The 23,339-nt window shown below is 63.3% G+C and carries 25 protein-coding genes; 15 read left to right on the plus strand and 10 right to left on the minus strand.

Going from position 1 to position 23,339, the window contains the following annotated elements:
- Nucleotides 1–3 precede the first annotated feature (3 nt).
- Nucleotides 4–1,482 carry a hypothetical protein gene (locus HSR6_RS07175; protein ID WP_148661818.1) on the minus strand — a complete coding sequence of 493 codons (1,479 nt, stop codon included), beginning with the start codon at nucleotides 1,480–1,482 and terminating at the stop codon, nucleotides 4–6.
- Nucleotides 1,483–1,615: 133 nt separating this feature from the next.
- Between HSR6_RS07175 and HSR6_RS07180 the strand changes: the two genes are divergently transcribed.
- The 10 genes from HSR6_RS07180 (at nucleotide 1,616) to HSR6_RS07225 (ending at nucleotide 10,146) form a co-directional block, all read left to right on the plus strand.
- Nucleotides 1,616–2,227: a DUF7500 family protein gene (locus tag HSR6_RS07180; protein WP_070365227.1), complete on the plus strand. Its 612-nt coding sequence runs from the start codon at nucleotides 1,616–1,618 to the stop codon at nucleotides 2,225–2,227.
- Nucleotides 2,228–2,293: 66 nt separating this feature from the next.
- Complete coding sequence (locus HSR6_RS07185) at nucleotides 2,294–2,848, plus strand: chemotaxis protein CheW (protein WP_232502974.1); 555 nt, start codon at nucleotides 2,294–2,296, stop codon at nucleotides 2,846–2,848.
- Between the two features lie 65 nt (nucleotides 2,849–2,913).
- Nucleotides 2,914–3,276, plus strand: coding sequence for a chemotaxis protein CheY (cheY, locus tag HSR6_RS07190; RefSeq protein ID WP_070365228.1), 363 nt, complete (start codon nucleotides 2,914–2,916; stop codon nucleotides 3,274–3,276).
- Complete coding sequence (gene cheB / locus HSR6_RS07195; RefSeq protein ID WP_070365229.1) at nucleotides 3,273–4,310, plus strand: chemotaxis-specific protein-glutamate methyltransferase CheB; 1,038 nt, start codon at nucleotides 3,273–3,275, stop codon at nucleotides 4,308–4,310. Before cheY ends, cheB begins: the two co-directional genes overlap by 4 nt.
- Nucleotides 4,310–6,217 (plus strand): chemotaxis protein CheA, encoded by a 1,908-nt coding sequence (gene cheA, locus HSR6_RS07200; protein WP_071933227.1) that lies wholly within the window; start codon nucleotides 4,310–4,312, stop codon nucleotides 6,215–6,217. The genes cheB and cheA overlap by 1 nt, the downstream gene beginning before the upstream one ends.
- Before the next feature lie 2 nt (nucleotides 6,218–6,219).
- The gene (locus tag HSR6_RS07205; RefSeq protein ID WP_070365231.1) at nucleotides 6,220–6,807 is read left to right on the plus strand and encodes a chemotaxis protein CheC; all 588 of its coding nucleotides are present in this window, start codon (nucleotides 6,220–6,222) and stop codon (nucleotides 6,805–6,807) included.
- 1 nt (nucleotide 6,808) lies between these two features.
- Nucleotides 6,809–7,975, plus strand: coding sequence for a chemotaxis protein CheC (locus tag HSR6_RS07210; protein ID WP_071933228.1), 1,167 nt, complete (start codon nucleotides 6,809–6,811; stop codon nucleotides 7,973–7,975).
- A gap of 1 nt (nucleotide 7,976) precedes the next feature.
- The gene (locus tag HSR6_RS07215; RefSeq protein ID WP_070365233.1) at nucleotides 7,977–8,453 is read left to right on the plus strand and encodes a chemotaxis protein CheD; all 477 of its coding nucleotides are present in this window, start codon (nucleotides 7,977–7,979) and stop codon (nucleotides 8,451–8,453) included.
- Nucleotides 8,450–9,244: a CheR family methyltransferase gene (locus tag HSR6_RS07220; protein ID WP_070365234.1), complete on the plus strand. Its 795-nt coding sequence runs from the start codon at nucleotides 8,450–8,452 to the stop codon at nucleotides 9,242–9,244. The genes HSR6_RS07215 and HSR6_RS07220 overlap by 4 nt, the downstream gene beginning before the upstream one ends.
- A 35-nt stretch (nucleotides 9,245–9,279) precedes the next feature.
- Nucleotides 9,280–10,146: a CheF family chemotaxis protein gene (locus HSR6_RS07225; RefSeq protein ID WP_070365235.1), complete on the plus strand. Its 867-nt coding sequence runs from the start codon at nucleotides 9,280–9,282 to the stop codon at nucleotides 10,144–10,146.
- On the opposite strand, the gene HSR6_RS07230 is transcribed toward HSR6_RS07225, so the two are convergent.
- The 6 genes from HSR6_RS07230 to HSR6_RS11425 form a co-directional block, all read right to left on the minus strand.
- Nucleotides 10,147–11,022 carry a CheF family chemotaxis protein gene (locus HSR6_RS07230; RefSeq protein ID WP_070365236.1) on the minus strand — a complete coding sequence of 292 codons (876 nt, stop codon included), beginning with the start codon at nucleotides 11,020–11,022 and terminating at the stop codon, nucleotides 10,147–10,149. It abuts the gene before it with no gap.
- 118 nt (nucleotides 11,023–11,140) lie between these two features.
- Complete coding sequence (locus HSR6_RS07235) at nucleotides 11,141–12,373, minus strand: HEAT repeat domain-containing protein (protein ID WP_071933229.1); 1,233 nt, start codon at nucleotides 12,371–12,373, stop codon at nucleotides 11,141–11,143.
- Nucleotides 12,374–12,438: 65 nt separating this feature from the next.
- A complete protein-coding gene (locus HSR6_RS07240; protein ID WP_158514142.1) occupies nucleotides 12,439–13,050 on the minus strand; it encodes a hypothetical protein in 612 nt (203 codons plus the stop codon).
- A gap of 22 nt (nucleotides 13,051–13,072) precedes the next feature.
- On the minus strand, nucleotides 13,073–13,621 hold the full coding sequence (locus tag HSR6_RS07245; RefSeq protein WP_071933231.1) for a hypothetical protein: 549 nt from the start codon (nucleotides 13,619–13,621) through the stop codon (nucleotides 13,073–13,075).
- Between the two features lie 52 nt (nucleotides 13,622–13,673).
- On the minus strand, nucleotides 13,674–14,684 hold the full coding sequence (locus tag HSR6_RS07250; protein ID WP_071933232.1) for an archaellin/type IV pilin N-terminal domain-containing protein: 1,011 nt from the start codon (nucleotides 14,682–14,684) through the stop codon (nucleotides 13,674–13,676).
- A gap of 153 nt (nucleotides 14,685–14,837) precedes the next feature.
- A complete protein-coding gene (locus HSR6_RS11425) occupies nucleotides 14,838–15,857 on the minus strand; it encodes an archaellin/type IV pilin N-terminal domain-containing protein (RefSeq protein ID WP_071933233.1) in 1,020 nt (339 codons plus the stop codon).
- Between the two features lie 146 nt (nucleotides 15,858–16,003).
- Between HSR6_RS11425 and HSR6_RS07260 the strand changes: the two genes are divergently transcribed.
- From HSR6_RS07260 to HSR6_RS07270, 3 genes are all read left to right on the plus strand, one after another.
- Complete coding sequence (locus HSR6_RS07260; RefSeq protein WP_071933234.1) at nucleotides 16,004–16,849, plus strand: hypothetical protein; 846 nt, start codon at nucleotides 16,004–16,006, stop codon at nucleotides 16,847–16,849.
- A 60-nt stretch (nucleotides 16,850–16,909) separates the two neighbouring features.
- Nucleotides 16,910–17,386 (plus strand): FlaD/FlaE family flagellar protein, encoded by a 477-nt coding sequence (locus HSR6_RS07265; protein ID WP_070365243.1) that lies wholly within the window; start codon nucleotides 16,910–16,912, stop codon nucleotides 17,384–17,386.
- A 194-nt stretch (nucleotides 17,387–17,580) separates the two neighbouring features.
- The gene (locus HSR6_RS07270; RefSeq protein WP_070365244.1) at nucleotides 17,581–19,497 is read left to right on the plus strand and encodes a beta-CASP ribonuclease aCPSF1; all 1,917 of its coding nucleotides are present in this window, start codon (nucleotides 17,581–17,583) and stop codon (nucleotides 19,495–19,497) included.
- Here HSR6_RS07270 and HSR6_RS07275 read toward each other — a convergent pair.
- The 3 genes from HSR6_RS07275 to HSR6_RS07285 are packed head-to-tail and all read right to left on the minus strand — an operon-like array spanning nucleotide 19,494 to nucleotide 20,991.
- Nucleotides 19,494–20,291 carry an endonuclease III domain-containing protein gene (locus HSR6_RS07275; protein WP_070365245.1) on the minus strand — a complete coding sequence of 266 codons (798 nt, stop codon included), beginning with the start codon at nucleotides 20,289–20,291 and terminating at the stop codon, nucleotides 19,494–19,496. The genes HSR6_RS07270 and HSR6_RS07275 overlap by 4 nt on opposite strands.
- A gap of 60 nt (nucleotides 20,292–20,351) precedes the next feature.
- Nucleotides 20,352–20,771: a DUF371 domain-containing protein gene (locus HSR6_RS07280; RefSeq protein WP_083258880.1), complete on the minus strand. Its 420-nt coding sequence runs from the start codon at nucleotides 20,769–20,771 to the stop codon at nucleotides 20,352–20,354.
- Nucleotides 20,772–20,805: 34 nt separating this feature from the next.
- Nucleotides 20,806–20,991: a hypothetical protein gene (locus HSR6_RS07285; RefSeq protein ID WP_070365246.1), complete on the minus strand. Its 186-nt coding sequence runs from the start codon at nucleotides 20,989–20,991 to the stop codon at nucleotides 20,806–20,808.
- 243 nt (nucleotides 20,992–21,234) lie between these two features.
- On the opposite strand from HSR6_RS07285, the gene HSR6_RS07290 reads away from it, so the two are divergent.
- Together HSR6_RS07290 and HSR6_RS07295 are read left to right on the plus strand one after the other, a co-directional pair.
- On the plus strand, nucleotides 21,235–22,134 hold the full coding sequence (locus HSR6_RS07290; protein ID WP_070365247.1) for a coiled-coil protein: 900 nt from the start codon (nucleotides 21,235–21,237) through the stop codon (nucleotides 22,132–22,134).
- Between the two features lie 45 nt (nucleotides 22,135–22,179).
- Entirely contained in the window at nucleotides 22,180–23,319 is a 1,140-nt protein-coding gene (locus HSR6_RS07295; protein WP_070365248.1) for a DUF373 family protein, read from the plus strand.
- The last annotated feature ends 20 nt before the right edge of the window (nucleotides 23,320–23,339 follow it).

Genomic DNA, 23,339 nt, shown 5'->3' on the forward strand with positions numbered 1-23,339 from the left:
CAGTCACCCGAAGACGTCCGAAAGCTGGTCGCGCCACTCCTGGACTGCATCGAGTTCCGATTCGAGGGTCTCCACCTGCTCGGACAGGGCTTCGAGTTCGAGTTGCGTGGACTCCACCTCATCGACCCGTTCGTCGAGGGCCTCGAGGTCCCCACGCAACCGTTCGATCTGCTCGGCCACGCCGGCGATGGCCTCGACAGTGTCCGTGAGGTTCTCAAGGTGCTCGTTCATCGTGTCCCGGTCAGTCTCGGCCTCATCGAGGCGCTCCTCCACGCGCGCCAAGTCCGCGCCCAGGGAGTCGATTTCGGCCTCCAGGTCCGAGAGTACCTGCTGGGCGCTGCCGTTGTCGTCGATGAACTCCGCCAGCGCGTCCGAATACGCCTCCAGGTCCGAGAGCCGGGTCTGGAGGTGTTCGATCCGAACGCGATCGCTCGGCGACTCGGTCCGGACCGCCTCGCGAATCGTCGCGAGCGCCTCCTGGTCGACGGTTCCGGCCTCGATCTCTTCGGCGAGTGCAGTGGCAATCGACTCGGACTCGGTCTCGGGCTTCATTGGTGTTTCGGGGGTCGGATCAGTGGCTTCGTCCTCGGCGGCGTCGGCAGGCACTGGTTCGGCGTCGGCGACCGCCGACGGTGTCGAATCCTCGGAGGCGGACGCTGCGACGCCCGCCTCTGAGGCCGACGCTTCGATCGGTTCATCTGCCGTCTCGGCCGTGGGGTCACCGGCGTCCGTCTGGGCCGCCGTTTCCGTCTCCGGATCGGTCTCATCGGCCATAGTATCGGAATCAGTCTCATCGGCCATAGTATCGGACTCAGTCTCGTCGGCCATAGTATCAGGCTCGGACTGGTCTGTCTCCGCCCACATCTCCGCCGGGGCGGTCTCGGAATCCGTGACGGTCTCCTCGACCAGTCCAGCAACAGTCCTGCGGGCCGCCTCGTCGGCGTCGGCTGGTTCCGTGCTGGGGTCGGCTCCGCCTTCCTCGCCAGGTTCGTCGCTGGCTGTCTCCGCGGCCAGCCCAGGGACACTCTCCCGGTCCCCGCGAGCCAGCTCCCGGACCAGTTCGGAGCTCTCGGCGGGAACAACGGTGTCTGTCTCCTCCCCTTCGGATTCCGTCTCGGGGACCGCCGCCTGAGTGCCCGCGTTCACCTCGACGGTCGGTTTTTCGAGGAAGAGTGTCGGCTCGGTGTCGGCAGCCATTCTGATACCATAGAGTGTGGTGAAACTCGCGTCCGATTCGACGGTGCGTTCGAAGCGGACTTCACCGTTCCCGGTCGCAGTCCAGTCCTCGCTTCCGTACGCCGGATGGAACCCGATCTGCTCGATTCCAAAGTCCTCGGGGATCGTATCCGTGATCGTCAACTCCACCGGCTCCGCCCGGGTCGACTCGACCGCGAAGGTCACGGCCGGGACCGGGAACTCCTCGGCGTCGAAGGACTTGGTCACCGTGACGCCGTCGCTCACGACGACTGTCTCCTCGTTCACGGGGACCACCTCACGTTGTGTTCCATGCCCTGATTTGGGAGGATAATCCACTTAAAACGCCCGGCACCCCTCTCGGTTTTGAGAACGGCGTAGCCCGGGTGGATTTATGACCCTGAGTGTCAAACGTCGTTGTATGGACCCGCCTCGGGATCAGGAGGAGATGCCGGACGACTCAGTTCTCACGCCCGAGGACCTGGATTTCAGGGAGGAAGAAGAAGTGGCAGAGCTGGACGAGAGCCGGTTCGTCATCGGGGCGGAGGGCCGGCCGGACGTAGACAAATCAGCGATGGGAAAGTCACCGGAAGAGGATCACCGCCGGTCGACCCCGGACACCGAAGCACCGACGAAAAAGACGACTCAGCAGGGGGCCGCGGGGACCGAGTCCCAGGAGCTCCGGGGGAGTGATGTCAAACGCTGGATCGGCGCGAACCTGCGGCGAACCGACAGCCAGTACGCCTACCGGCTCGCGGCCAAGACGGGCGAGAACGTGAGCCATCAGCAACTTGCCTCCGACGACATCGGAATGGCCTTCGACGGCCTGCTCATGTGGTACGCCCAGCAGGTCGGGGACGGAACGGCGGTCGAGGACACCCTGGGGATCTTGCTCTCGGAGTCGAACGTCCGGGTTCGCTATCCTGTCACGGGGCTGCTGGCGTACCTCGAGGAACACGACCTCGACCCCGAGGATTCGATCGGCGACCTCCTGGAAACGGTTCGGGAGCACGACGGCCTGGTCTTTCCCTGACTTTCGATTTTGATAGCTGTCGCGAAACAATTATACTCCGCTCTGCCGGTGGTTGGGACAGCGACGATGACCGCCACCGATTCCGATACCGCGATGGCCCGCGAGAAGCGCGAGGAGACTGCCGCGGAACCAGCCACGGAGGTGGTCGAGTTCATGCTCGGAGCCGAACGCTGTGCGATCGACATCGACGCAGTCGACAGTATCGTCGAGCCAAAACAGATCACCAGAGTGCCGCGGGCCCCCGAGGCGGTCGAGGGCGTGATGGACCTTCGCGGGGAAACTACGGCTGTGGTGGACCCGACGCTGTTCCTCGCGATCGAAAACGACGGGACGGCCGCGAACATTTTGGTTCTGGATCGCGACGGCGACAAGCAGAAGATCGGGATCCGGGTCGGGTCCGTCGAAGAGGTCACCAGCTATCCACCCGCCCAGATCGACCGGAACGGTGATCTGGCGGGCATCCAGACCAGCGCGATCGAGGCCGACCTCGTCCAGGGCGTGCTGCGAAAGCACCTCGGAGAGGGAGACGAGGATGGGGTCCCTGAGGACATCTCGCTGGTGCTCTGGCTGGACATCGCCCGGCTGATCGATGCAATCTCGACTGACGGACCAGGCGTCTAGTCGACAATCATATCTGATAACGGGCAAGGTGGCTTTATAATACCCTTCGTACTAACAGGCTACGTATGGCACAGGACGTGCTTCTCGTTGATGACTCGGAGTTCATGCGGAATCTCCTTCGCGAGATCCTGGAGGGCGAACTGGAGATCGTCGGCGAGGCGGAGAACGGCGTCGAAGCCGTCGAGATGTACAAGGAGCACCACCCGGACCTGGTGATGATGGACATCGTGATGCCGATCCGCGACGGGATCGAGGCGACGGCGGCTATCAAGGACGCCGACGCCGGCGCCCACGTCATCATGTGCACGTCCATCGGACAGGAGGAAAAGATGAAGAAGGCGGTCAAGGCGGGCGCGGACGGCTACATCACCAAGCCGTTCCAGAAGCCCAGCGTGATGGACGCCATCGAAGACGTGCTCGCGGCATGACACGCGTCCTGGTCGTCGACGACTCGCATTTCATGCGGACGGTCATCACCGACATCCTCGAGGACGCCGGGCTGACCGTCGTCGCCCAGGCCGCAAACGGTCGCGAGGCGGTCGAACTCGTCGCCGACCACGACCCCGATGTCGTCACGATGGACGTCGAGATGCCCGAGATGAACGGCATCGAAGCGGTCGAGGCGATCATGGACCACGACCCGGTCCCGATCATGATGCTCTCGGCGCTGACGACCGACGGGGCCGACGCCACGCTCGAGGCCATGGAGAAAGGCGCCGTCGACTTCTTCGCGAAGCCGAGTGGGACCATCTCGACTGACCTCTCCGCCCACGCCGAAGCGCTGGTTCGCACCGTCGAATCGGTCGCCCAATCCGATCCGACCGCTCAAACGATCTCGACGGGGCAGCGATCGACGGCCGATCGCGAGGGGACCTACGTCGACCATCCGACCCTCGTGATCGGAGCCTCGACCGGTGGCCCGAACGTCGTGGAGTCGATTCTCGCCGACCTCCCGCGTTCTGCAGACTTCCGGGTCCTCGTGGTTCAGCACATGCCCGATCAGTTCACCGGGCGATTCGCGAAGCGACTGGACGGGCGGTCGGCCTACGATGTCCGGGAAGCGAGCGACGGGGACCGGATCGGGGGTGGCGAGGCACTGATCGCGAAAGGCGATTACCACATGGTCGTGAGCGGGTACAGTAGCGGTCGGCTCCGGGTCCGGCTCGAACAGTCCGCGCCCGTTCACTCCGTGCGGCCGGCCATCGACGTGACCATGGAATCCGTCGCCGAGACGATCGACGACCCAGTCACCGCCGTCGTCCTGACGGGAATGGGCTCGGACGGAGCGGCGGGGGTCGAGGCGATCGACGCTATCGGCGGCCAGGTGCTAGCACAGGACGAGGAAACGAGCGCGGTCTTCGGCATTCCCGGCCGAGCCATCGAGACCGGTTGTGTCGACGGGGTGCACCCGGCGGACGAACTCGTCGACGCCGTTCTCGACACGATACGGGACCGAACCTGATGGAAGACTATCTCGAAGAATTCGTCCGCGAGGGCGAAGACCACGTCACCGAGCTGAACAACGCGCTGCTCACCCTCGAGAGCGACCCCGAGGACGACGGGGCTATGGAGCGGATCTTCCGGACGGCCCACACCCTGAAGGGCAACTTCGGAGCGATGGGCTTCGAGGACGCTTCGGACCTCGCCCACGCCGTCGAGGACCTCCTCGACGCGATGCGCCAGGGCGAGATCGCGGTCACCGCCGACCGGATGGACCACATCTTCGCCGGCGTCGACGAGATCGAGGCCTGTCTCGACGAGATCGAGGCCGACGGCGAGGTTGCCCGAGACGTCAGGCCGACGATCACGGACCTCAGAGCGGTCCTTGATGGAGCTGACGAGCCGGCCACCGAGACGGCTGCCCAGGAATCGACCACCGAGGACGTCGCCTTCGATCCAGCGACACTGGACGCCGATGGCGAGCGCGTGGTTCAGGCGACAGTGGAGATGGCCGACTCGGAGATGCCAGGGGTCGACGCGATGTTCGTCCTGGAGGACATCCAGGAGACCTTCGACGTGCTCGGGGCCGTCCCCGAGATCGACGCGATCGAGGACGGCGAGTACGATACGGACTTCACGCTGGCACTTGCAACAGACGCCGGCGATGTCGCCTCGGAAATCGCGGAAAACGGCGACGTCACGAACGTTACCGTCCAGGAACTCGACACCGAGAGCGAGGGTAGCGAGACGGAGACGGCAGCGGACAATGCTGGGGAGTCGGGCACGGACTCGGTCGGCGAGATCCAATCGGTCCGCGTGAACGTCGATCAGCTCGACGAACTCCACGGCCTGGTCGAACAGCTAGTGACCACCCGGATCAAACTCCGGCGGAGCGTCGGCGAGAACGACCGCCGGACCGAGGAGGAACTCGACGACCTGGACAAGATCACCTCGAACCTCCAGGACACCGTGATGGACATGCGGCTGGTCCCGATGAAGAAGATCGTCGGGAAGTTTCCCCGATTGGTCCGGGATCTCGCCCGCGAGGAGGACAAACAGGTCGAGTTCACGATCGAGGGTGACGACGTCGAACTCGATCGCACGATCCTCACCGAGATCAGCGACCCGCTGATGCACATTCTGCGGAACGCAGTCGACCACGGGATCGAATCGCCTGAGAAACGCGAAGCCGCCGGCAAGGACCCGACCGGTTCGATCACGCTCCGGGCCGAGCGCGAACGGGACCGGGTGAAGATTCAGGTCATCGACGACGGGCAGGGCGTCGATCACGACGCGATTCGAACGAAAGCCGTCGAGAAGGGCATTCTCGACAGTGCAGAGGCGGAGGACCTGACGGAAGACGAGGTGGCCGAACTGATCTTCCACTCCGGGTTCTCGACCACCGAGGAGGTAACAGACGTCAGCGGGCGCGGAGTCGGGATGGACGTGGTCAACGACACCGTCACGCGACTCGATGGCTCGGTGTCGGTCACGAGCGAACCGGGCGAGGGGACGACTGTGACCCTCACGCTGCCAGTGACCGTCGCCATCGTGAAGGTGCTGTTCGTGGAGTCCGGCGGGGAGAAATACGGGATCCCGATCAAGACTATCGACGAGATCAGCCGGATGCGCCCGCTCAAACAGGTCGACGGCGAGGAAGTGGTCACCTACGACGACACGGTCTATCCACTCGTGCGCCTGGGCGACGCCCTCGACGTGCCCGGTGAAACCCGGAACGGCGACGGCATGCTTGTCAAGATCCGGGACACGGAACGCCAGGTAGCGCTGCACTGTGACGCCGTCCAGGGACAGGAGGAAGTCGTCGTCAAGCCATTCGAGGGCATCTTGAGCGGCATTCCGGGCCTCTCCGGGGCGGCGGTCCTCGGGGAGGGCGACGTGGTGACCATCCTCGACGTGGCGACGCTCTGATCATGTCCACGAAGATCGACATCCGACGACTCAGGGACGTCAATCGGCTCGCCAAGGCCGGTGCCGAGACGGTTGCGGAGCATCTGACCCAACTCACCGGCGTCGAGACGGAGATGCAGATCACGAAGATCAACGTGCTTGACATCGAGGACCTGGGGGCGCATCTGGGCCGGGAGCGGGTCGTTGGTGTCAACGTGCCCCTGCTCGAACACCCACACGGGTCAGTACTGATCCTCTTCGAGGATGAGAGCGCGAAAAAACTGGCTCACTCGATGCTCGGGAGCGAACCGAGCGGCGGCCCGACATACTCGGAAATGGAACGGTCGGCGATCAAGGAAGTCGGCAACATCATGACCAGTGGCTTCATCGACGGCTGGGCGAACGTCCTCGGGCGAACCATCGACATCTCGACACCCCAACTGCTGCGGGCCGAGGGCGACACGATCGTCGAGCACAGCGTCGAAGCGGGCGAACACGAGATCGCACTGGTCTTCGATTCGACCCTGGAGGCCCCGGATGTCGACGTCGAAGCGACCATCTACACGTTCCCGAACATCGAGGAGTTCGTGGAACTCATCAACTCGATCTAACATGCGTGTCGATCTTGCCTCCCTTGGCACGTTCAACCGGATCGGTACCGCCGGTGCAAAAACGGCCGCGGACGCCCTCGCCACCCTGACAGGTGCCGAAACCTTCGTCGAGACGACGAAGGTGAACTTCGCCCCGATCGACTCGATCGATACCCTGGTGGCCGATTTCGAGACGGCCGTCGCCGTCGAGTACGAGGGCGGACTGGAGGGGCACGCACTCCTGGTCTTCGACGGCGAAAGCGCCGATTTCGTGCTCTCCGAACTAGCTGGCGCCGGTCCGGATCCGGACCCCGCCTACCTTAACGAGGTTGGGAATATATTGACCAGCAGCTTCGTCGACGGGTGGGCCGAGCAGCTCGCCGAGACCATCGACATCTCCACCCCCACGACGATCGAAGACCCGACCCAGCGGGTTCCTGACGCGGATCTGGCGGCGTTCTCCTTCGTCTTCGAGAGCCAGATCGAGGTCGGAGCTGGCCACGAATGCCGGTTCTACCTGCTCCCGGACCCGACGAGCTTCCTCGAGATGCTCCAGGAGGCAGGCGCCGACGCCAGCGACTCGGCGGTGTCGGTTCAGGAGCTCTCGACGTTCATCCGGTTGACCGCCGCCGGGGCCGAGACCGTCGCCGAGAACCTGGAAGCGATGACCGGCCTGGCGACCGACGTCGCGGTCACCCATCTCGATTTCGTCCCCATCAAGGACGTCTCCGGGGCGGTCGACGAGTCGGAGTACGTCGGCACGGTCTTCGAGTTCTCCGGGGTGATGGACGGCTTTCTCGCGGTCCTCTTCGAGGCCGAACACGCCAAAACGGTCACCGAGGCCCTGGTACCGGGAGACGCCTCCGACGAGGCCATCCAGCGGAGTGCAATCGAAGAGATCGGGAACATCACGGCCAGTGGGTTCATCGACGGGTGGGCCAACGCCCTGGGGACGACCATCGATCACTCGGTCCCGGACTTCGTGGACGATCTGGGCCAGGCTGTCCTGGAGTCGATCGCGGCCCAGCTCGGCCGCAACCAGGAGTTTGCCTACGTCTTCGACGTCGCGATCACCGCCGAAGACCCGTTTACCTGCCGGCTCTTCGCGTTCCCCGATGCCGACGGGTTCCAGTCAGTCGTCTCGGCACTCGACGAGGATCTGGACGTCTCGACTGTGGAGCGTGTCTGAAATGCAAACACGGGGGGAGCGGATCCGGGTCGGCGTGGCTGACATGGCGGTGACCGACGAGCCACGACTGATCGTGACCAGTGGGCTGGGGTCCTGTGTAGCCGTCGCCATCCACGACGGTGATGGGATCGGCGGCCTGTTGCACGCAATGTTACCGACCGTCCCAGCCGCTGACGAACCGACGCCGAAGTACGTCGATTCGGGGATCGAGTTGCTGACCGCCGAATTGGCGGCCCTCGGTGCGGGCCCTGAAGAACTGACAGCAAAACTGACCGGTGGCTCCTCGATGCTCGACATCGGGAGCGACGAGCCGATCGGCGACACGAACGTCTCGGCCGCCCGAACAGCCCTCACCGAGGCAGGGATCGACCTCGCCGCCGAGGAGACCGGCGGGAGTTCGGGCCGCTCCGTGTCGTTTCACCCGGCGACCGGAGCCCTGACGATCGAACGGGTGGACGCGGAGACGACAGTGCTATGAACGCTTTCGAAGACCTCATCACGTACATCGAATCGGAGACGAGTTTCGCATCGAGTTACTACGACGAGTCCTACCTCGACCGACGGATCTCAGCCCGCATGCGGCGGACCAAATCCGAGGACTACGGAGCGTACTTCGACCTGCTCAAACGAGACGAGGACGAGCGGGCCGAACTACTTGATACGCTCTCGGTCAACGTCACGAGTTTTTTCCGTGACGAGAAGGTCTGGCACGCGCTCAGGGAGGTCGTTCAGGACCTGGCAGCGGAAAACCGGTCGGTCGACATCTGGAGTGCGGCGTGTGCAGATGGCCGCGAACCGTACTCTCTCGCGATGTTGGCCCTCGACGCCGGGCTCTCGCCACGGTCGGTCGACATTCTCGCGACCGACATCGACGAGAACGCCCTGGACCGGGCCCGGCAGGGCGTCTATCAGAGCACCCGGACGACCGACCTCGACGACCAGCTTTCCTTCCTCGAGGATCCCCACGAGTACGTGGCCCAGGACGGGGACCAGATCACGCTCGCAAAGCAGGTGAAAGATCTCATCAGCTTCGAGCGCCACGATTTGATCACCGGCGATCCAAAATCGGGCTTTGACCTCGTGCTCTGTCGGAACGTCTGCATCTATCTCGACAGCGAGTACAAACACCCGATCCTTGAGACCGTCAGCGAGTCACTCAGGCCGGGTGGCTATCTCGTCCTCGGGCAGACCGAGACGATTCCGCCGGACATCAAAGCCCGGTTCGAGGCCGCCGACCCCCGGCTTCGAATCTATCGACTGATCGAGTGATCTAAGAGCCCGCCGGTCCAGGATTTGATCGACAAATGGGTGATTCCGTCGTCGCGGACTTCGTCACGGACGTGGTTCCCGATACCGGCCGGTACGACGAGCCAGTCCGGGGCCGCGTGGTGATGAACCGCGAGGAAGTGGTCCTTGTCACCCCAGAGGACCGTGTGAACTTCGGTGTCGGGGACGTGTTCGACATCGCCTACGGAAGCGCCCCATCAGAGCTCCGGGCGTTCTTCGAGGACACCGTGACGGTGGCCTACGAACGGGCCGGTTCCAAGCGGGCCGCACTGATCGAGGGGGCCGACGAGACAGTCGAGCGTTTTACCACCTTGCTCTTCAAGGCCGTGCTGAACGACACCGTCGTCGCGGTCAAACACCCCGCCAAAGTTGGAGGCCGGATCACCGATGAAGCCTACGAACGAGCATCGCTCTTTGTCGATTCGGCGACGGTGCAGTTCAGAGGCGAGGACCCCTTCGAAATCGAGGTCTCGACGGTCTCGCACTTCGAGCGGATCGAGCGAGAGGTGGGCGGTCGGACCCGGCCCGTGCTCTCTGTTCGGCACGCAGATGGCGGGGAGATCGCCACGAGCGAGATCGCCCTGCAACCCGAGCGAAAGATGAACGTGCTGGGCCGGTTCCTCCGGATCGAGTACACCCAGCTCAAAAAGGATCTCGCGGAGATCGACCTGCGGGACGAGGAGATCGAAATCCTCGTGGGACTCTATTCGGGTGCGAGCGAGGGGAATCTCGCGGGAATGCTCGGCGTGGACGCGAGCCGGGTCTCGACGATGCTTCGTCGACTGGCCGAGAAGTCCTTGCTCGAAGAGGCCGCCTCGGGGTGGACACTCACCCCGACCGGCAAGCTGGCCGTCGGGGAGAACCTCGAACAGGTCAACCTGTGATCACTCCTCGTTGATGACCTCACTGGCGATGTTGCGCCCACGAGTCTTCATCGTGACCTCCCGTCGGGTCCGGACCTCCTCCAGGATGTCGAGTTCGATAAGCCGGTCGTAGATCGACTCGACTTCGTCGACGTCCATCCCCAGGAAGTCGGGGATTTCGAACGGGGAGACACCAGAATACAGGCCCATGAGGACCCGTTTCTCTGTCTCCGAGAGGTCAACTGCGCCCTGGCTTTGCTCGACACCACGCTTGAAGAGGGATTCGAGGACGGCCATGGCGTGGGACTCGCCAGCGAAGTAGGTCTGGACGCTGGTCCCCTCCTGGGCGTGTTCGACCTTGAGGATGGGGCGGGCCGTCCCAGCCACCTGCTGATTGTCCGCCTCCACACTTCCCACGTCGTCCAGATCGATCGGCACAAAGGCTCCGGAGGAGAGTGCGACGTTGAGTTCGCGGTCGTCATCAGAGACCTTCACCCGTGCCTGCTCGTAGGTGGTATCCTGGACGACCCCACCCTCGACGGCCGGGTGCTTGACCTGGACTTGCTCCTGGTCCAACATGGCACCGAAAAGCGAGAACTCGAAGGACTCGGTGTTCGAACCCAGCGAAATGAGCACCACACTCTCGTTCGCGAGCTGAATACTGACGTAATCCGAGACCTTGGCGACGGTCTGGTTCACGTCGTACCGACCGCTCAGGCTCGTGATCTTCGACAGCGGGAGGGTCCGCTTCCCGTCGTTGCTGACCAGAATGAGCCGCTTGTTCGAGAGGATGATCCGGCCGGGCGACCAGTCGGCGTCCTTCAACCGTCGGCCGTCTTTGACCGCCTGGAGGAACTTGCCTTTCGTGTCCTCGATCTTGTACTCGGACTCGCTCATTCCCATCCCCTCCACGGGCGAGAAGCTCCCCGTCGGATCGGCCCCAACCCGGTCGCCCCCGCCGACATCATGCTACTTGGACCTTCACAGGGTCGCTATAAAACATTTGTCTGACTGTTCAAAACTCGAAGCCTTCGAGATCGGGCGAGGACTGTTCGAGTTTCGAGAGTGCCGCAAAGGCGTACTGCCGTACCTCCTCGCTCTCGGTCTCGTCGACCAGCCGTTCGAGTTTCTGGCGCGAGCGGTCACCCCCAATTTTCCCAAGCGTAAATGCGGCCTTTCCAACCGCCGCCTCGGTGCCGGTATCCAGCACCTCGAGCAGTTCGGTCTCGACCCGTCTGCCGCCGATCTCGGCCAGGCTCGTGGTGGCGAACTGCTGGATCAACTGATCATCGGCGTCCAGGACGGACAGGAGCGCATCGATGGCCACCCCATCGCCTTCCTCGGCCACCCGCCCAAGCATCCACACGGCGTTGCGCCGCTGGTGAAGCTGGGTTCCCTCTTCGATGATCTCGGCGAGGGATTGGACGATGCTCGGATCGCCGCTCGCGCTCATTCGATCGACGACGGCCTGTCTGAGTTCGTCGCTCTTCGAGGCGTCGACGTTCGAGAGGATCTCGATCAGCGAGAAGACCGCCGCCCGCCTGACCAGATCGCTCTCGTCGCCGAGCAGATCCACGAGCGTGTCGATCGGCTCCGTATTGCCAAAGCGCCCGAGCGAGGCAGCCACGGTTCGCCGCATCGCCTCGCTATCGTCATCGGCCATCGAAAGCAGGCCCTCGAGGGCGGGCCGGTTGCCGAGGTAACCCAGCGCGTCAGCAACGGCTCGCCTGACCGGGAGCGGTTCACCCTGCAGATGCTCGACGAGCGCGCCCGCGGCCCCCGGATCTGCGATCCGACCGAGTGCCCGGGCAGCCCTGACCCGCACTCGGGGGTCCGGATCGGAGAGGGACTCCACCAGCGGGCCGACAGCGTTCTCGTTCTCCAGCCGGCCGAGGACGTTCGCGGCGGCCAGCCGGAGCTCCGGCGCGTCCGCGGAGAGATCCCGGACGAACGTCTCGGCTATTTTCCAGTCCGCAGCGTCTTCCGGGACGTCCCGGCCCAGCGCGTGGAGAAGCGCGTCGACGGCGTCAAGCGCCGTTAACGCGTCGATGGCCGCTGCCCGAACGGCCTCGTTGTCGTCTGCCTGTACGACCTCGACGAGCGCTTCGATGCCGGCTTCGTCAGTCTCGTCGAGACTGCCAAGGATTTCGGCGGCCCGCTCTCTTACTGTCGGGTTGTCACTCTCGGTGACCACCGCGGTCAGGGTCTCGACGTCCCGATCTCGTTCCAGTCCGAAGAGCGAGGGCACTGACCAGGAGTACCAGCGGCAGGGGTATATTTGTACTCATCCCGGCCCCCAAATCCGGTGGGTGACTACCGGAGCGAGACGGCAGATCTGGTCCGAATCCGCTCGGGAACCCGGATCTCGATCCGCTTGGTGGCCCCCGATTCGAGCTGGAGCCGGACCGCAAACCGGTCGTGAACTGAAAGCGGTGGCGTCTCGATCACCACCGCGAACTGATCCGCAGTTTCGGTGACGACGGGGGCCGAGCCGTCCGGATCTGAAAGTGCCTCGACAGAAAATGTCTCGCCCGCAGTCGGTGTGTCGGCACTGTACTCGAGGTCGTCGATCGCGCCTGGAGTTTCGACGAGCGCCGTGGCCTGTCGCAAGTCCACCGAAACGGGCGCTTGTGAGGTCGAGACGATTACCCGAACGTCGGTCAGCGTACTGGGGTCGGCGGTCTGATTCACGCGGCCGGTCACCGCGACGACCGTGAGCGGCGAGTCGACTTCTGACGTGACGGCCTCGCCCGTGATATCAGCCCTGGATTGAAGCACGTCAGTGACGTTGAACAGAACACCGGCCGTCGTCGCGGCGACGATCAGGACGGCCACGAGAATGACGATCGTTCCGGCCCCGATCTGGGCCCGGGTGGGTCCAAACTCGGACCCACTGCCCTCTTGACTCCGCTTGTGGCGGTCCACGTGCCGCCGTCGTCCCGCCATATCAGGACTGGACCATTCGATAGCCCAACCCGACGAGGGAGAGAATGGCACCGAGGAAGGCGACTAATGCGAGTTCGGTGCGATCGATGGGGCCGCCAAGTTCGGCGGGATGAGATTCGAGCACCTCGATCGTGTGCACCTCGGAGACGTCGGCGGGCTGGCGGGTTTCGGCGTCGAGAACCGAGAACCGGAGGCCGTGTGTGCCGACCGTGCTGGCGTTGATCGCCCGCGAGACACTGGCTTGCTCGCCGGGATCGATCGTGATCGTCTCGACCTCGTAGGCCTCCGTCTCGTTTTCCGGGCTGGCGGTGTGGAGGACGACCGTCCCACTCGTGACGGTCTCGCCCGTGTTTCGGACCGTCACGGTGAACTCGCCCTGTTCACCGAGGACGAGTGACTCCTCGCTCAACTCGACGGCCTCGATGCAGAGCGAGCGATCCTCGATGGGGTCACAGTCCGCCTGGGCGTTCGCGCCGGTGGGCAGCAGTGGTCCCGAGGCTGCGAGCCCGAGGAAGATGACGCCGATCAGGAGCACGCGTGTCGTGTTCATTGGTGGTGTGGTGTGGTTCTAAAGCGTTCGAAAGTGAGAGAAAGTGTGGGCCTTACAGGCTCACGGCTTCCTGATTCGCCAGCGAGTCGGGGACCCGGATCTCGAGGGACTTCGTCGCACCCGAGGGGGTCGTAATCGAGACTTCCGTACTCGTGCCGGCATCGAGGTAGCCCGGATCGATGTGCATCGTGAAGCGGTCGCCGGAGGTCAGCACGGGCACGGTGTTGTCGTCGTCCTGAACGGCCGAGAGAGTGAAGCTCGTGTCCTCCTCCGGCACGGCGTTGTTGTTCAGGCCTTCGTAGGTCAGGTCGTGACTGCCGTCGGGGGCGACGAGCGAGATGGTCGTGCCCTTCATGTCGATGTCACTGGCACCGGGGGCCTGGGTGACGATCATCTCGACCTTGTTCACCCGCGGGGTCACGCCGTCATCGTTGGCCGTGATCTCGAAGGATTCGGTGGCGGTGAGATTCGCCGTGTAGTCCGTGTCGTCGTCGGTGATCGTTACCGAGGTATCGCCATCCGCGGTCAGGTTGGAACTCGCGTTGAAGGTGAACGTATTCGGTTCGTTCGCCGCTTCGCGGTCCCAGTACTGGAGGGTGTACTCGTCGTGCCCCTCGTCGTTGACCTCGACACTCGTCACGGTGACTTCGTGGGTGGTGTTGTATTCGCCGAGTTCGAGTGCGTTGTCTGGGCTACCCACCTCCTGAAGGGAGGCGGTATCACCGTCATTGACGGTCGAATTAGTCACGTTGACCTGTAGTACCTCACTCTCCCGGATGTCGAAGTTCTGACCACTGTCGTTTTCCACGTTCAGTTCCGCGGAGGAGACCAACCCAGTCGTACTCACGATTTGCAGCTGGTTCGTGACCTGCTGGGTGCTCTCTTCGCCGGTCTGTTCGGCCGAACTCTGGAGGAAGCCGGCCGTGTTGATCAGTACGCCCGCCGCGATAGCCGCGACGAGGACCATCGCGATGAACACGATCAGGGTACCGATACCCACCTGGCCGTGCTCTCCCGATTTCGGGAGCCGTTCTTTGATCGATCCGAGTGTGTCGCGTATCATAGTATCTCGCAAGCACCGGTCGGGTGCCTGCCTACCACCCCGTTCAGCAAATTACTATAAGAAAGTACGGTCGCTATTATCGGCTGCGATAACACAGGCGAGCCACGGCGTTCGTGGGCCGGCGAAGAAAAAAATCGAAACGGCGTCCGAAAGTTAGAGACTCACGGCTTCCTGGTTGGCCAGCGAGTCAGGGACACGGATCTCCATGGACTTCGTCGCGCCCGAGGGCGTCGTAATCGAGACTTCCGAGCTCGTGCCAGCGGCCAGGGTGCCAGGATCGACGTGGATCGTGAAGCGGTCGCCGGAAGTCAGGACTGGGACGGTGTTGTCGTCGTCCTGAATCGCCGAGAGGGTGAAGCTGGTGTCCTCGACAGGATCGGTTTCACCTGGAGGCCCTCGGTAGACGAGGTCGTGACTGCCATCAGGGGCGACCATGCTGATCGTGGTGCCCTTCATGTCGATGTCGTTCGCACCGGGTGCCTGGGTCACGATCATCTCGATGTCCGAGACCAGCGGCGTGACCCCTTCGTCGGAGCCCGAGACTGTCGCGTTGGTGTTGTTGATCTCGACAGTCGTGCCGTCAAGGGTCAGTTCGGCGAATACCTCGGAATCATCTACGTAGCCTTCGTAGGTCAGATTCTTGCTGGCGTTGAACGTCGCTTCCCGCGGCTGGTCGAACTCCTCGGGGTTCCAGTACTGGAGCGTGTAGGTGTCAGCCCCGTCGTCGTTCAGCGTGACGTCCGAAACTTTCACCGTGTGTGTCTGGTTCAAATCACCGAGCTGGAGGGTCGCATCACCGTCCTCCTCGGTCAAATTCGCGGAGCTCTCTCCCAGCGAGTTGTTGCCATCGGTTACGTTAGCTTCGAAGGTCAAGTCCTCGTGGACATTGAATTCCGCGTTCGAACTCTCGTTCTCGATCGTCAGCTCCGTCGCCGCGACCTCCCCAGTCGTACTCACGATCTGGAGCTGGTTCGTGACCTGTTCGGTGCTCTCCTCGCCTGTCTGTTCGGCCGAACTCTGCAGGAAGCCGGCCGTGTTGATCAACACGCCTGCCGCGATGGCCGCGACCAGCACCATCGCGATGAACACGATCAGGGTACCGATACCAACCTGACCGTGTTCTCCCGAGTCGGGGAGACGTTCCTTGATCGATCCGAGTGTGTTGCGTATCATGGGTCCTCACAAGCACCGGGCTGGTGCCTGCCTATCCAGTCCGTTCAAAATCGTAGTATAAGTAATTAGGGCGGCAGTTATCGGCTCCGATAATAATTTCAGGGCACAAGCGAGTTAGTGGATCAAAGCAATAAGACAGTATAAGCATGACCGAACGACGCGTCGACTGGATGATTCTGGGGCTCGACGTGGCGGGGTTGCTGGTCGTGCCGGTCGTGGTGTCGCTCCTTCATTTCACGGCAACTGAGTCGTTCCTTGCGAGCCTGACCCACTACGCCGACGCCACCACACTCCAGGGCCTGTTCGGTCACTGGGCGGTCCACCACTCGACAGCGCACCTGGTGGGAAACGTGATGGGCTACGGGCTCGTAGCCGGGGCGGCCTACGGGCTCGCGTGGCTCGTCAAGGAGCGATGGTGGTTCCGACTCTCCGGGCTCACGATCCTGGTAGTCGTGCCGCCGAGCACTGCGCTCGCCAGCGATCTGGTATTCGGCTGGCTTCTTCCGGGTTTCAGCTATGCCGCTCGCGGCGCGTCAGCGGTCGTCGCAGCCATGCTGGGACTGCTCTACGTGCTCTTTCTGGGTTTTCTCCAGCGGGAATTCGACCGCCGTGTCGCTATCAGTGTCGGCGGCAACGTCCTGATCGGCACGCTGGTGGGGCTGCTCTGGGTGGTCGGCGACCCGCCCTGGACGACCGTTATCGGGATCCTTGGCGCCGGCGTCGCGGTCCTGCTTTTCGACGTGGGCAGTCGGATCCGTAGCGATCAGGAACGCCAGCGCCCAGCCGGCCGGATACATCGAGTTGAAGCAAGCCTACTCCTCACGACAGCGGTCTTTACCGTCCTGCTCGCGAGTGCAATTGCCCTCGTTCCGGCAAACCCGTTTGCCGGCCCCGCGATCAGCAACGTCTACGCACACGCGACTGGGTTTGGAATGGGGATCACGGTCGGGGGCTGGGGCCACCGGTACTGGACGGCACGTTCTTGGTTTTGAAAATTAGGCCAGTAGTTTAAAGAGCGAACTACGCAAAGTAGCGAGCAACCGGGCGTCACTATGACAGATCCTCCCCTTCAATCCGAACGAGAAGCCCGTGAATCCCGACGGGAGTCGGCACCCAGTGTTCGCGAAGAAGACATCCAGGCCCTCCGAGAGGACCTCGCCGGGGCGGACGCTGGGCCGGCCGAGTTCCCAGAAAAGCGGCTGAAGGAACTCCTCCTCCTGGAGGGCGGGGCGGACCCGGCCGATCTGGAGCGGCCCTATCTCGAACGGGTCCCCGAACAGTACGCTGCCAGGCTCACCGTCTTCGAGTGGTTGCAGTTCACCCTCGAGCGGGCCGGATCCAGACAGACCCTCCAGGCCCTGGAGTACTACGGCGACATCGGCTGGCTCGGGGAGGGGGCCGCCGCCGACCTGCGTGACTACGTCAGAGTCTTCGAGGACGGCGGAACAGGTGACGGAGGGCATTCCCTTCAGACAGCCGATCACCTCGTGAGTCTGGTGTACATTGCCCGGTTGGCGTCGATGGCCTGAGAAGGGGAAACTGGTGCGAAGGTTTTTATACCGGGCACCGTGAATACGTCGTTAAAGCGGGTTCTCACGGTCGACTCCCGCGCCCCACGTTGGGCAGTCGTATCCATTCACGAGTGTAACATGACCGGGCCATTCGACCCGGCGAAGAAAGATGCTGATGCAATGACCGACCACCGAACCCGTACTATTCGACTATGAGTGCTGTAGACCGGCAACTAGAGGAACTTCACGAGACGATCACCGAGGCGGTACCAGCCGACATCTCCGTCACCGAGGTGAAATACGAGGGCCCGGAACTGGTCGTGTACACCCGCGACCCGAAGCGATTTGCTCGCAACGGCGATCTGATCCGGGATCTCGCGAGTCAGCTGCGCAAACGAATTACGGTCCGACCCGACCCGGCGGTGCTCTCCCGGCCCGACAAGGCGCGGGAGGCCGTCATGCGTGTCATCCCGGACGAGGCCGGCGTGACCGATCTGGACTTCCACGAGGACACCGGGGAGGTCGTCATCGAGGCCGAAAAACCGGGCCTCGTGATCGGCCGACACGGAAGTACGCTCCGGGAGATCGCCCAGGAGGCCGGCTGGACGCCCGAAGTCGTCCGGACACCGCCGATCGAGTCCTCGACGGTCTCGAACGTGCGGAACTTCCTGAAACAACAGCGGGAGGAACGCCGAGACATTCTGGAACGGGTCGGCCGTCAGATCCACCGCGAGAAGATGTCCGACGAGGAGTGGGTCCGGATCACGACCCTGGGCTGCTCGCGGGAGGTCGGCCGGGCCGCGTTCATCCTCTCGACGCCGGAAACCCGGATTCTCGTCGACGCGGGTGACAAACCCGGATCGGACGACGTTCCGTACCTCCAGGTTCCCGAGGCGCTTGGTGCCGGGGCGACGAACATCGACGCCGTCGTTCTGACTCACGCCCACCTCGATCACTCGGCACTCGTCCCGCTGCTCTTCAAATACGGATATGACGGCCCGATCTACACGACCGAGCCCACGCGGGACCTGATGGGGCTGCTCACGCTTGACTACCTCGACGTCGCGGCCAAGGAGGGCCGCACGCCGCCTTACGACTCCGAGATGGTCCGGGAGGCGATCAATCACACCATTCCGCTGGAGTACGGCGACGTGACCGACATCGCACCGGACATCAAACTCACACTCCACAACGCTGGCCACATTCTGGGGTCGTCGATCTCTCACTTCCACATCGGTGACGGGCTCTACAACGTCGCGTTCTCGGGTGACATTCACTACGAGGACACGCGCCTGTTCAACGGCGCAGTCAATGACTTCCCCCGCGTCGAGACCCTGGTGCTCGAATCGACATACGGTGGGCGAAACGACTACCAGACCGACCAGGCCGACGCCGAAGCGCACCTCAAAGAGGTCATTAACGAGACCGTCGAGCAGGACGGCAAAGTCCTGATCCCCGCCTTCGCAGTCGGTCGATCCCAGGAGATCATGCTCGTCCTCGAAGAGGCGATGCGAAAGGGCGAGATCCCGGAGATGCCGATCCACCTTGACGGGATGATCTGGGAGGCGACCGCGATTCACACCACCTATCCGGAGTACCTCCGGGATGACCTGCGGGACCGCATCTTCCACGACGACAAGAACCCCTTCCTCGCCGAGCAGTTCAACCAGGTCGACGGCGGAGAGGACGAGCGACAGGACATCGCTGACGGCGACCCGGCGATCATCCTCTCGACCTCGGGGATGGTCACTGGCGGGCCGATCATGTCCTGGCTCGAACACCTCGGCCCTGATCCCAAATCGACGATGGTCTTCGTCGGCTACCAGGCACAGGGGACCCTGGGCCGCCGGATCCAGAGTGGCTGGGACGAGATCCCGATCTCCTCGGGGGGCGGTCGCAGCGAGCGACTCAGCCTTGAGGTCGACGTGGAGACCGTCGACGGGTTCTCGGGCCACGCCGACCGGCAAGGCCTCGAGGACTTCGTGAAGACGATGAACCCCCGTCCAGAGAAGATCCTCTGTGTCCACGGCGACGAACGCTCCACCCAGGAGCTCTCTTCGGCGCTCTATCACAAGTACGACATCCGCACGTTCGCGCCGAAGAACCTCGAAACCTTCCGGTTCGTCTAGACTGTTTCTGCGGGATCGGTGACGGTCCCGGCGTCGAGATCCACGCCGACTCGATCGCAGCGATCGAAGAGCGGGCAGGCCGCAGGGTCCTTTAGACAGACAGGGTCCCGGGCCGTGCAGTACTCCCGCCCGAACTGGATGCTCGTCGTATGGCCGTAACCACATTTCTGTGGCGGCACCTCCCGCTCCAGTACCTCACGAACCCCTTCGTGATCGGCGTCCGGTGGGGCAATCCCGAGACGGCGGTAGATGCGGTGGACGTGTGTATCGACCGGAAAGACACCGTCTCGCCCACCGGCAAAGAGCAGGACACAGTCCGCGGTCTTCGGCCCGACACCCTTCAGCGTGAGCAACGTGTCTCTGACCTCGACAGCGTCCTCCTCGCGCACGTACCGGTCGAACGCGTCGGCGCTCCCGTAGGCGTCGAGCACGTGTTCGGCCGTGCGCTGGATGACAGCCGACTTCTGGTTGTACAGCCCCGCGGACTTGATCGCGGACACGATGGCCTCGCGATCCGCCTCGGCAAGCGCCCTGGCGAGGTCCCCCTCGCCGTCGAATCGCTCCAGCAGCGCGTCGTGAGCCGGCTGACTCGCCTGGTCGCTCGTGTTCTGTGAGAGGATTGTCCGGACGAGCGATTCGAAGGCCGCCTGATCGCCGTACGTGCTCCGCCAGAAAAGCTCCCCCAGACGATCCACGACCGCCTCGGCCCGGGTTTCGGGCTCCTGCCCGCCGGGCTGCTCCTCGGCAGGTGTCCCGGCGGCGATGTTGTGTGCAGGTTCGGATCGCTCGGTCATGGGTGACAGTCGGGGAGCGGGCCGTTCAACAGTTTTGGTCGCCCTCGAAACACACCGGGATCACTCGACCCGCAAAACGACGGTGAGGTCGGCCCCGTTCGCGAGCGCGGCGACGAACTCCCGGTCCAGGTCGGCCGCGGCCGCGTCAGCCTCGACCATGATCGTCCGGTCGTCCACGTAGTTACTTGTGCGACCGACCATGCTCCGCTCGTTCTCGAAGGTGAGCCGCGGATCCCCACGACCCGTGATGGTAAGTTCACGATCGGCCGCCTGGAGGGTGGCTGTGATCGTCGCCGAGGCGTTTTTCGCGGCGGCGACGAACTCGGGGTCGAAGTCCGTCGGTGCGCGGTCGGCGTCGATGCCCAGAATACAGTCGCCGGCTTTCGTGAGGTAGTCGTCGGTGGTCACCTCGAACGTGCTCGCGTGTTCGGCCAGGACGTTCTCGTGTCCCGACGCCGAAATTCGTTCCTCGATCGGCATAGCCACGCTACACGGGAGTCGCCCTTGAGTGATGCTACTCGCGACGGGGCAGTGTTCCACGAGCGGGTTCGGGGTCGGCCGAGACCGTGATCGTGATCGCCTCACAGTCACACTCGTAGGCGTGTCGCAGGCCATCGGGCGTTCGCATCGAGAGCTTCCGGTCGCTCGAATCGAGGGGTGCCCCACAGCGGGTACAGGTCAGCGCGAGGTCCGCGAGCATAGTTTGACCCAGCACTGCAGCCCCCTTGATGGCGACCCTGGCGCGGAGTGAAAGTGAAAGTAGTCCCCTGAATCAACAGCGAAACACTTAATCGGGGTCCCAAGATACACGTAGATACCAGAAGATCACGAGTGTTCGCGCACAGCCCGACAAACGATCGAAGGTTCTCACACGTTGGCTTCGGATCGATGAGGAGCCGTCGCCCTGCGAACGTCGTGACAGTATGGAATAGAGGGTAAAACAATGGCAGAACAAGTTGAAATCACGGTATCGAGTGCGGACGAACTTATCACAGACGAAGAGCTTCAGGAAAAATCCAAGGGCCAGCTGATCAAGAAGGCCGGCCAGTTCCGGGACCGACGCAACGAGCTCAACCAGCTCGCCAGCTCCCGGGCCTCAAAGCGGGACGATCTCAACGCAAAAACCCGCGAGAAGGTCGACAGCGCCCAGGAACACCGGGAAATTCGCGACACGCTCAACGACCGCGTCCAGGCCCACAAGTCGGTCCGGAACGAGCTGAACGCGAAAGCAAACGAGCTCTTCGAGAAGGTCGAGGACATGAAGGCCGACCTCGAACTGGACGAGGGCAAGGACCTCGAAGAGCTGAAATCCGAAATCGAGGACCTGGAGTTCAAACAGCAGACCGAAGTCCTCTCGACCGAGGACGAGCGGGAACTCATCGAGAAGATCGAGGAGAAACGCGAGGAGTACCAGAGCCGCAAGGAGAAACTCGACCAGAACGACGACCTCGAGGAGTTCGTCGACCGCGCCGAGGAGGTCCGGGCGGAAGCCTCCAAGCACCACGAGAAGGTCACCGAACTGGCCGATCGGGCCCAGAAACATCACAATCAGATGATCGAGGCCTACCGGGAGGCCGACGACGTTCGGGACCGGGCCGACGAGACACACGAAGAGTTCGTCAAGGCACAGGAAGCGGCCGACGCACACCACCAGGCCTTCGTCGAGGTTCAGAAGCGCCTGCGCGAACTGGACAAAAAGGAGGAGGAACAGCGCAAGGACCAGCGCGAGGAGAAGCGTCAGGAAGCTCGCGAGGAGGCCGAGGAGATCTACGAGCGGTTCAAGGAGGGCGAAACCCTCGACACCGAGGACCTGCGCAAGCTCCAGAAGAGCGGTCACCTGTAGGCGACACCGGAGGTTTTTATTCCGTCGGGGCGAGTTGACAGCCGAATGCAGACCCTGGTCGTGGCGATCGATCGCACCGGTGACGTCCCGGGCAAGACCGGTGTCTCACTGCCCGTCAGCGGTGTGGAAACCGTCTCCGATCTGATCGTCGAGTTCGGGATGCAGGACCCGGAGGACTCGACGGTCAACACGCTACTCGAGGCACTCGCCGTCGGCCGGGACATCGAGGCGACGGGAGAGTCAGCCGTCGTCGGGATCGTTTCGGGCAACGCCGAGAACGTCGTATCTGCCGACCAGGCCATCGCGAAACAGATCGAGGAGTTGATCGAGACACACGACCCGGACTCGGCCGTGGTAGTCATCGACAGCACCGAGGACGAGCGACTGCTGCCGATCATCGAGAGCCGGATTCGAATCGATTCGGTCGATCGTGTGGTCGTCCGCCAGGCCAGGGACCTCGAATCGACCTACTACTTGCTCAAGCAGTTCCTCGCGGACGAGGAGCTCCGGGGCACCGTGCTGATCCCGATCGGGATCGTCATGCTGGTGTTCCCGGCGATTCTCATGCTGAGCGACGTGGCCGTCGCGGTGGGATCGATCACGGCCGTCATCGGGACCTTCCTCCTCTATCGCGGGTTCGGGGTGGACGAGCGGCTCGCAACCCTCTCCACGCAGGCCCGCGATGCGCTTTACTCCGGCCGGATCTCGATCGTGACCTCCGTGATCGCCGCTGGCCTTGCGCTTGTCGGAATCTTCGTGGGCGTGCTTGGCGCTTCAGAACTGCCGGTCGAGGGGCTGGAGTTCGTGACCGTGATGGCCTTCGCGTACTACAGCGTGCCCTGGATCGCCCTGGGCGCGATGGCAGCCTCGATCGGTCGACTCGTCGACGAGGTCCTCCGGGACGAAACGATTCGCACTGCCTCTCTGAACCTGCCCTTCGGAGCGCTGGCCATGGGACTGGTCGTTCGGGGATTCGCCGCGTACTTTCTGGAACGGGCGGCCATCATCGATGGGATCGTCCTCGAACCGACCCGGATCGGTGCGATCACCATCCGTGGACTCACACTCTCGCCGGAACACCGGCTGGCCGGATTCGTCTTGCTGGGTATCCTCGTGAGTCTGCTCGGGATCGGGCTCACCTCGCGGTTGACCCACGAGGGCGACCGGGACCTCGAGGCGGCCTGAGTCGGGCTGGTTTTCCCGCT

This window comes from Halodesulfurarchaeum formicicum (genome assembly GCF_001886955.1).
Lineage (GTDB): Archaea > Halobacteriota > Halobacteria > Halobacteriales > Halobacteriaceae > Halodesulfurarchaeum > Halodesulfurarchaeum formicicum.

Excerpts from the sequence above, each read along its gene's own strand:
- HSR6_RS07205 (WP_070365231.1), top strand. The coding sequence starts at position 6,220 with ATGTCCACGAAGATCGACATCCGACGACTCAGGGACGTCAATCGGCTC.
- HSR6_RS07280 (WP_083258880.1), bottom strand. The coding sequence starts at position 20,771 with ATGCCGATCGAGGAACGAATTTCGGCGTCGGGACACGAGAACGTCCTG.
- HSR6_RS07230 (WP_070365236.1), bottom strand. The coding sequence starts at position 11,022 with ATGAGCGAGTCCGAGTACAAGATCGAGGACACGAAAGGCAAGTTCCTC.
- HSR6_RS07285 (WP_070365246.1), bottom strand. The coding sequence starts at position 20,991 with ATGCTCGCGGACCTCGCGCTGACCTGTACCCGCTGTGGGGCACCCCTC.
- HSR6_RS07180 (WP_070365227.1), top strand. The coding sequence starts at position 1,616 with ATGGACCCGCCTCGGGATCAGGAGGAGATGCCGGACGACTCAGTTCTC.
- HSR6_RS07295 (WP_070365248.1), top strand. The coding sequence starts at position 22,180 with ATGCAGACCCTGGTCGTGGCGATCGATCGCACCGGTGACGTCCCGGGC.
- HSR6_RS11425 (WP_071933233.1), bottom strand. The coding sequence starts at position 15,857 with ATGATACGCAACACACTCGGATCGATCAAGGAACGTCTCCCCGACTCG.
- HSR6_RS07270 (WP_070365244.1), top strand. The coding sequence starts at position 17,581 with ATGAGTGCTGTAGACCGGCAACTAGAGGAACTTCACGAGACGATCACC.
- HSR6_RS07260 (WP_071933234.1), top strand. The coding sequence starts at position 16,004 with ATGACCGAACGACGCGTCGACTGGATGATTCTGGGGCTCGACGTGGCG.
- HSR6_RS07220 (WP_070365234.1), top strand. The coding sequence starts at position 8,450 with ATGAACGCTTTCGAAGACCTCATCACGTACATCGAATCGGAGACGAGT.
- cheA (WP_071933227.1), top strand. The coding sequence starts at position 4,310 with ATGGAAGACTATCTCGAAGAATTCGTCCGCGAGGGCGAAGACCACGTC.
- HSR6_RS07265 (WP_070365243.1), top strand. The coding sequence starts at position 16,910 with ATGACAGATCCTCCCCTTCAATCCGAACGAGAAGCCCGTGAATCCCGA.
- cheY (WP_070365228.1), top strand. The coding sequence starts at position 2,914 with ATGGCACAGGACGTGCTTCTCGTTGATGACTCGGAGTTCATGCGGAAT.
- HSR6_RS07215 (WP_070365233.1), top strand. The coding sequence starts at position 7,977 with ATGCAAACACGGGGGGAGCGGATCCGGGTCGGCGTGGCTGACATGGCG.
- HSR6_RS07185 (WP_232502974.1), top strand. The coding sequence starts at position 2,294 with ATGACCGCCACCGATTCCGATACCGCGATGGCCCGCGAGAAGCGCGAG.
- HSR6_RS07210 (WP_071933228.1), top strand. The coding sequence starts at position 6,809 with ATGCGTGTCGATCTTGCCTCCCTTGGCACGTTCAACCGGATCGGTACC.
- HSR6_RS07225 (WP_070365235.1), top strand. The coding sequence starts at position 9,280 with ATGGGTGATTCCGTCGTCGCGGACTTCGTCACGGACGTGGTTCCCGAT.
- HSR6_RS07275 (WP_070365245.1), bottom strand. The coding sequence starts at position 20,291 with ATGACCGAGCGATCCGAACCTGCACACAACATCGCCGCCGGGACACCT.
- cheB (WP_070365229.1), top strand. The coding sequence starts at position 3,273 with ATGACACGCGTCCTGGTCGTCGACGACTCGCATTTCATGCGGACGGTC.
- HSR6_RS07245 (WP_071933231.1), bottom strand. The coding sequence starts at position 13,621 with ATGAACACGACACGCGTGCTCCTGATCGGCGTCATCTTCCTCGGGCTC.
- HSR6_RS07290 (WP_070365247.1), top strand. The coding sequence starts at position 21,235 with ATGGCAGAACAAGTTGAAATCACGGTATCGAGTGCGGACGAACTTATC.
- HSR6_RS07250 (WP_071933232.1), bottom strand. The coding sequence starts at position 14,684 with ATGATACGCGACACACTCGGATCGATCAAAGAACGGCTCCCGAAATCG.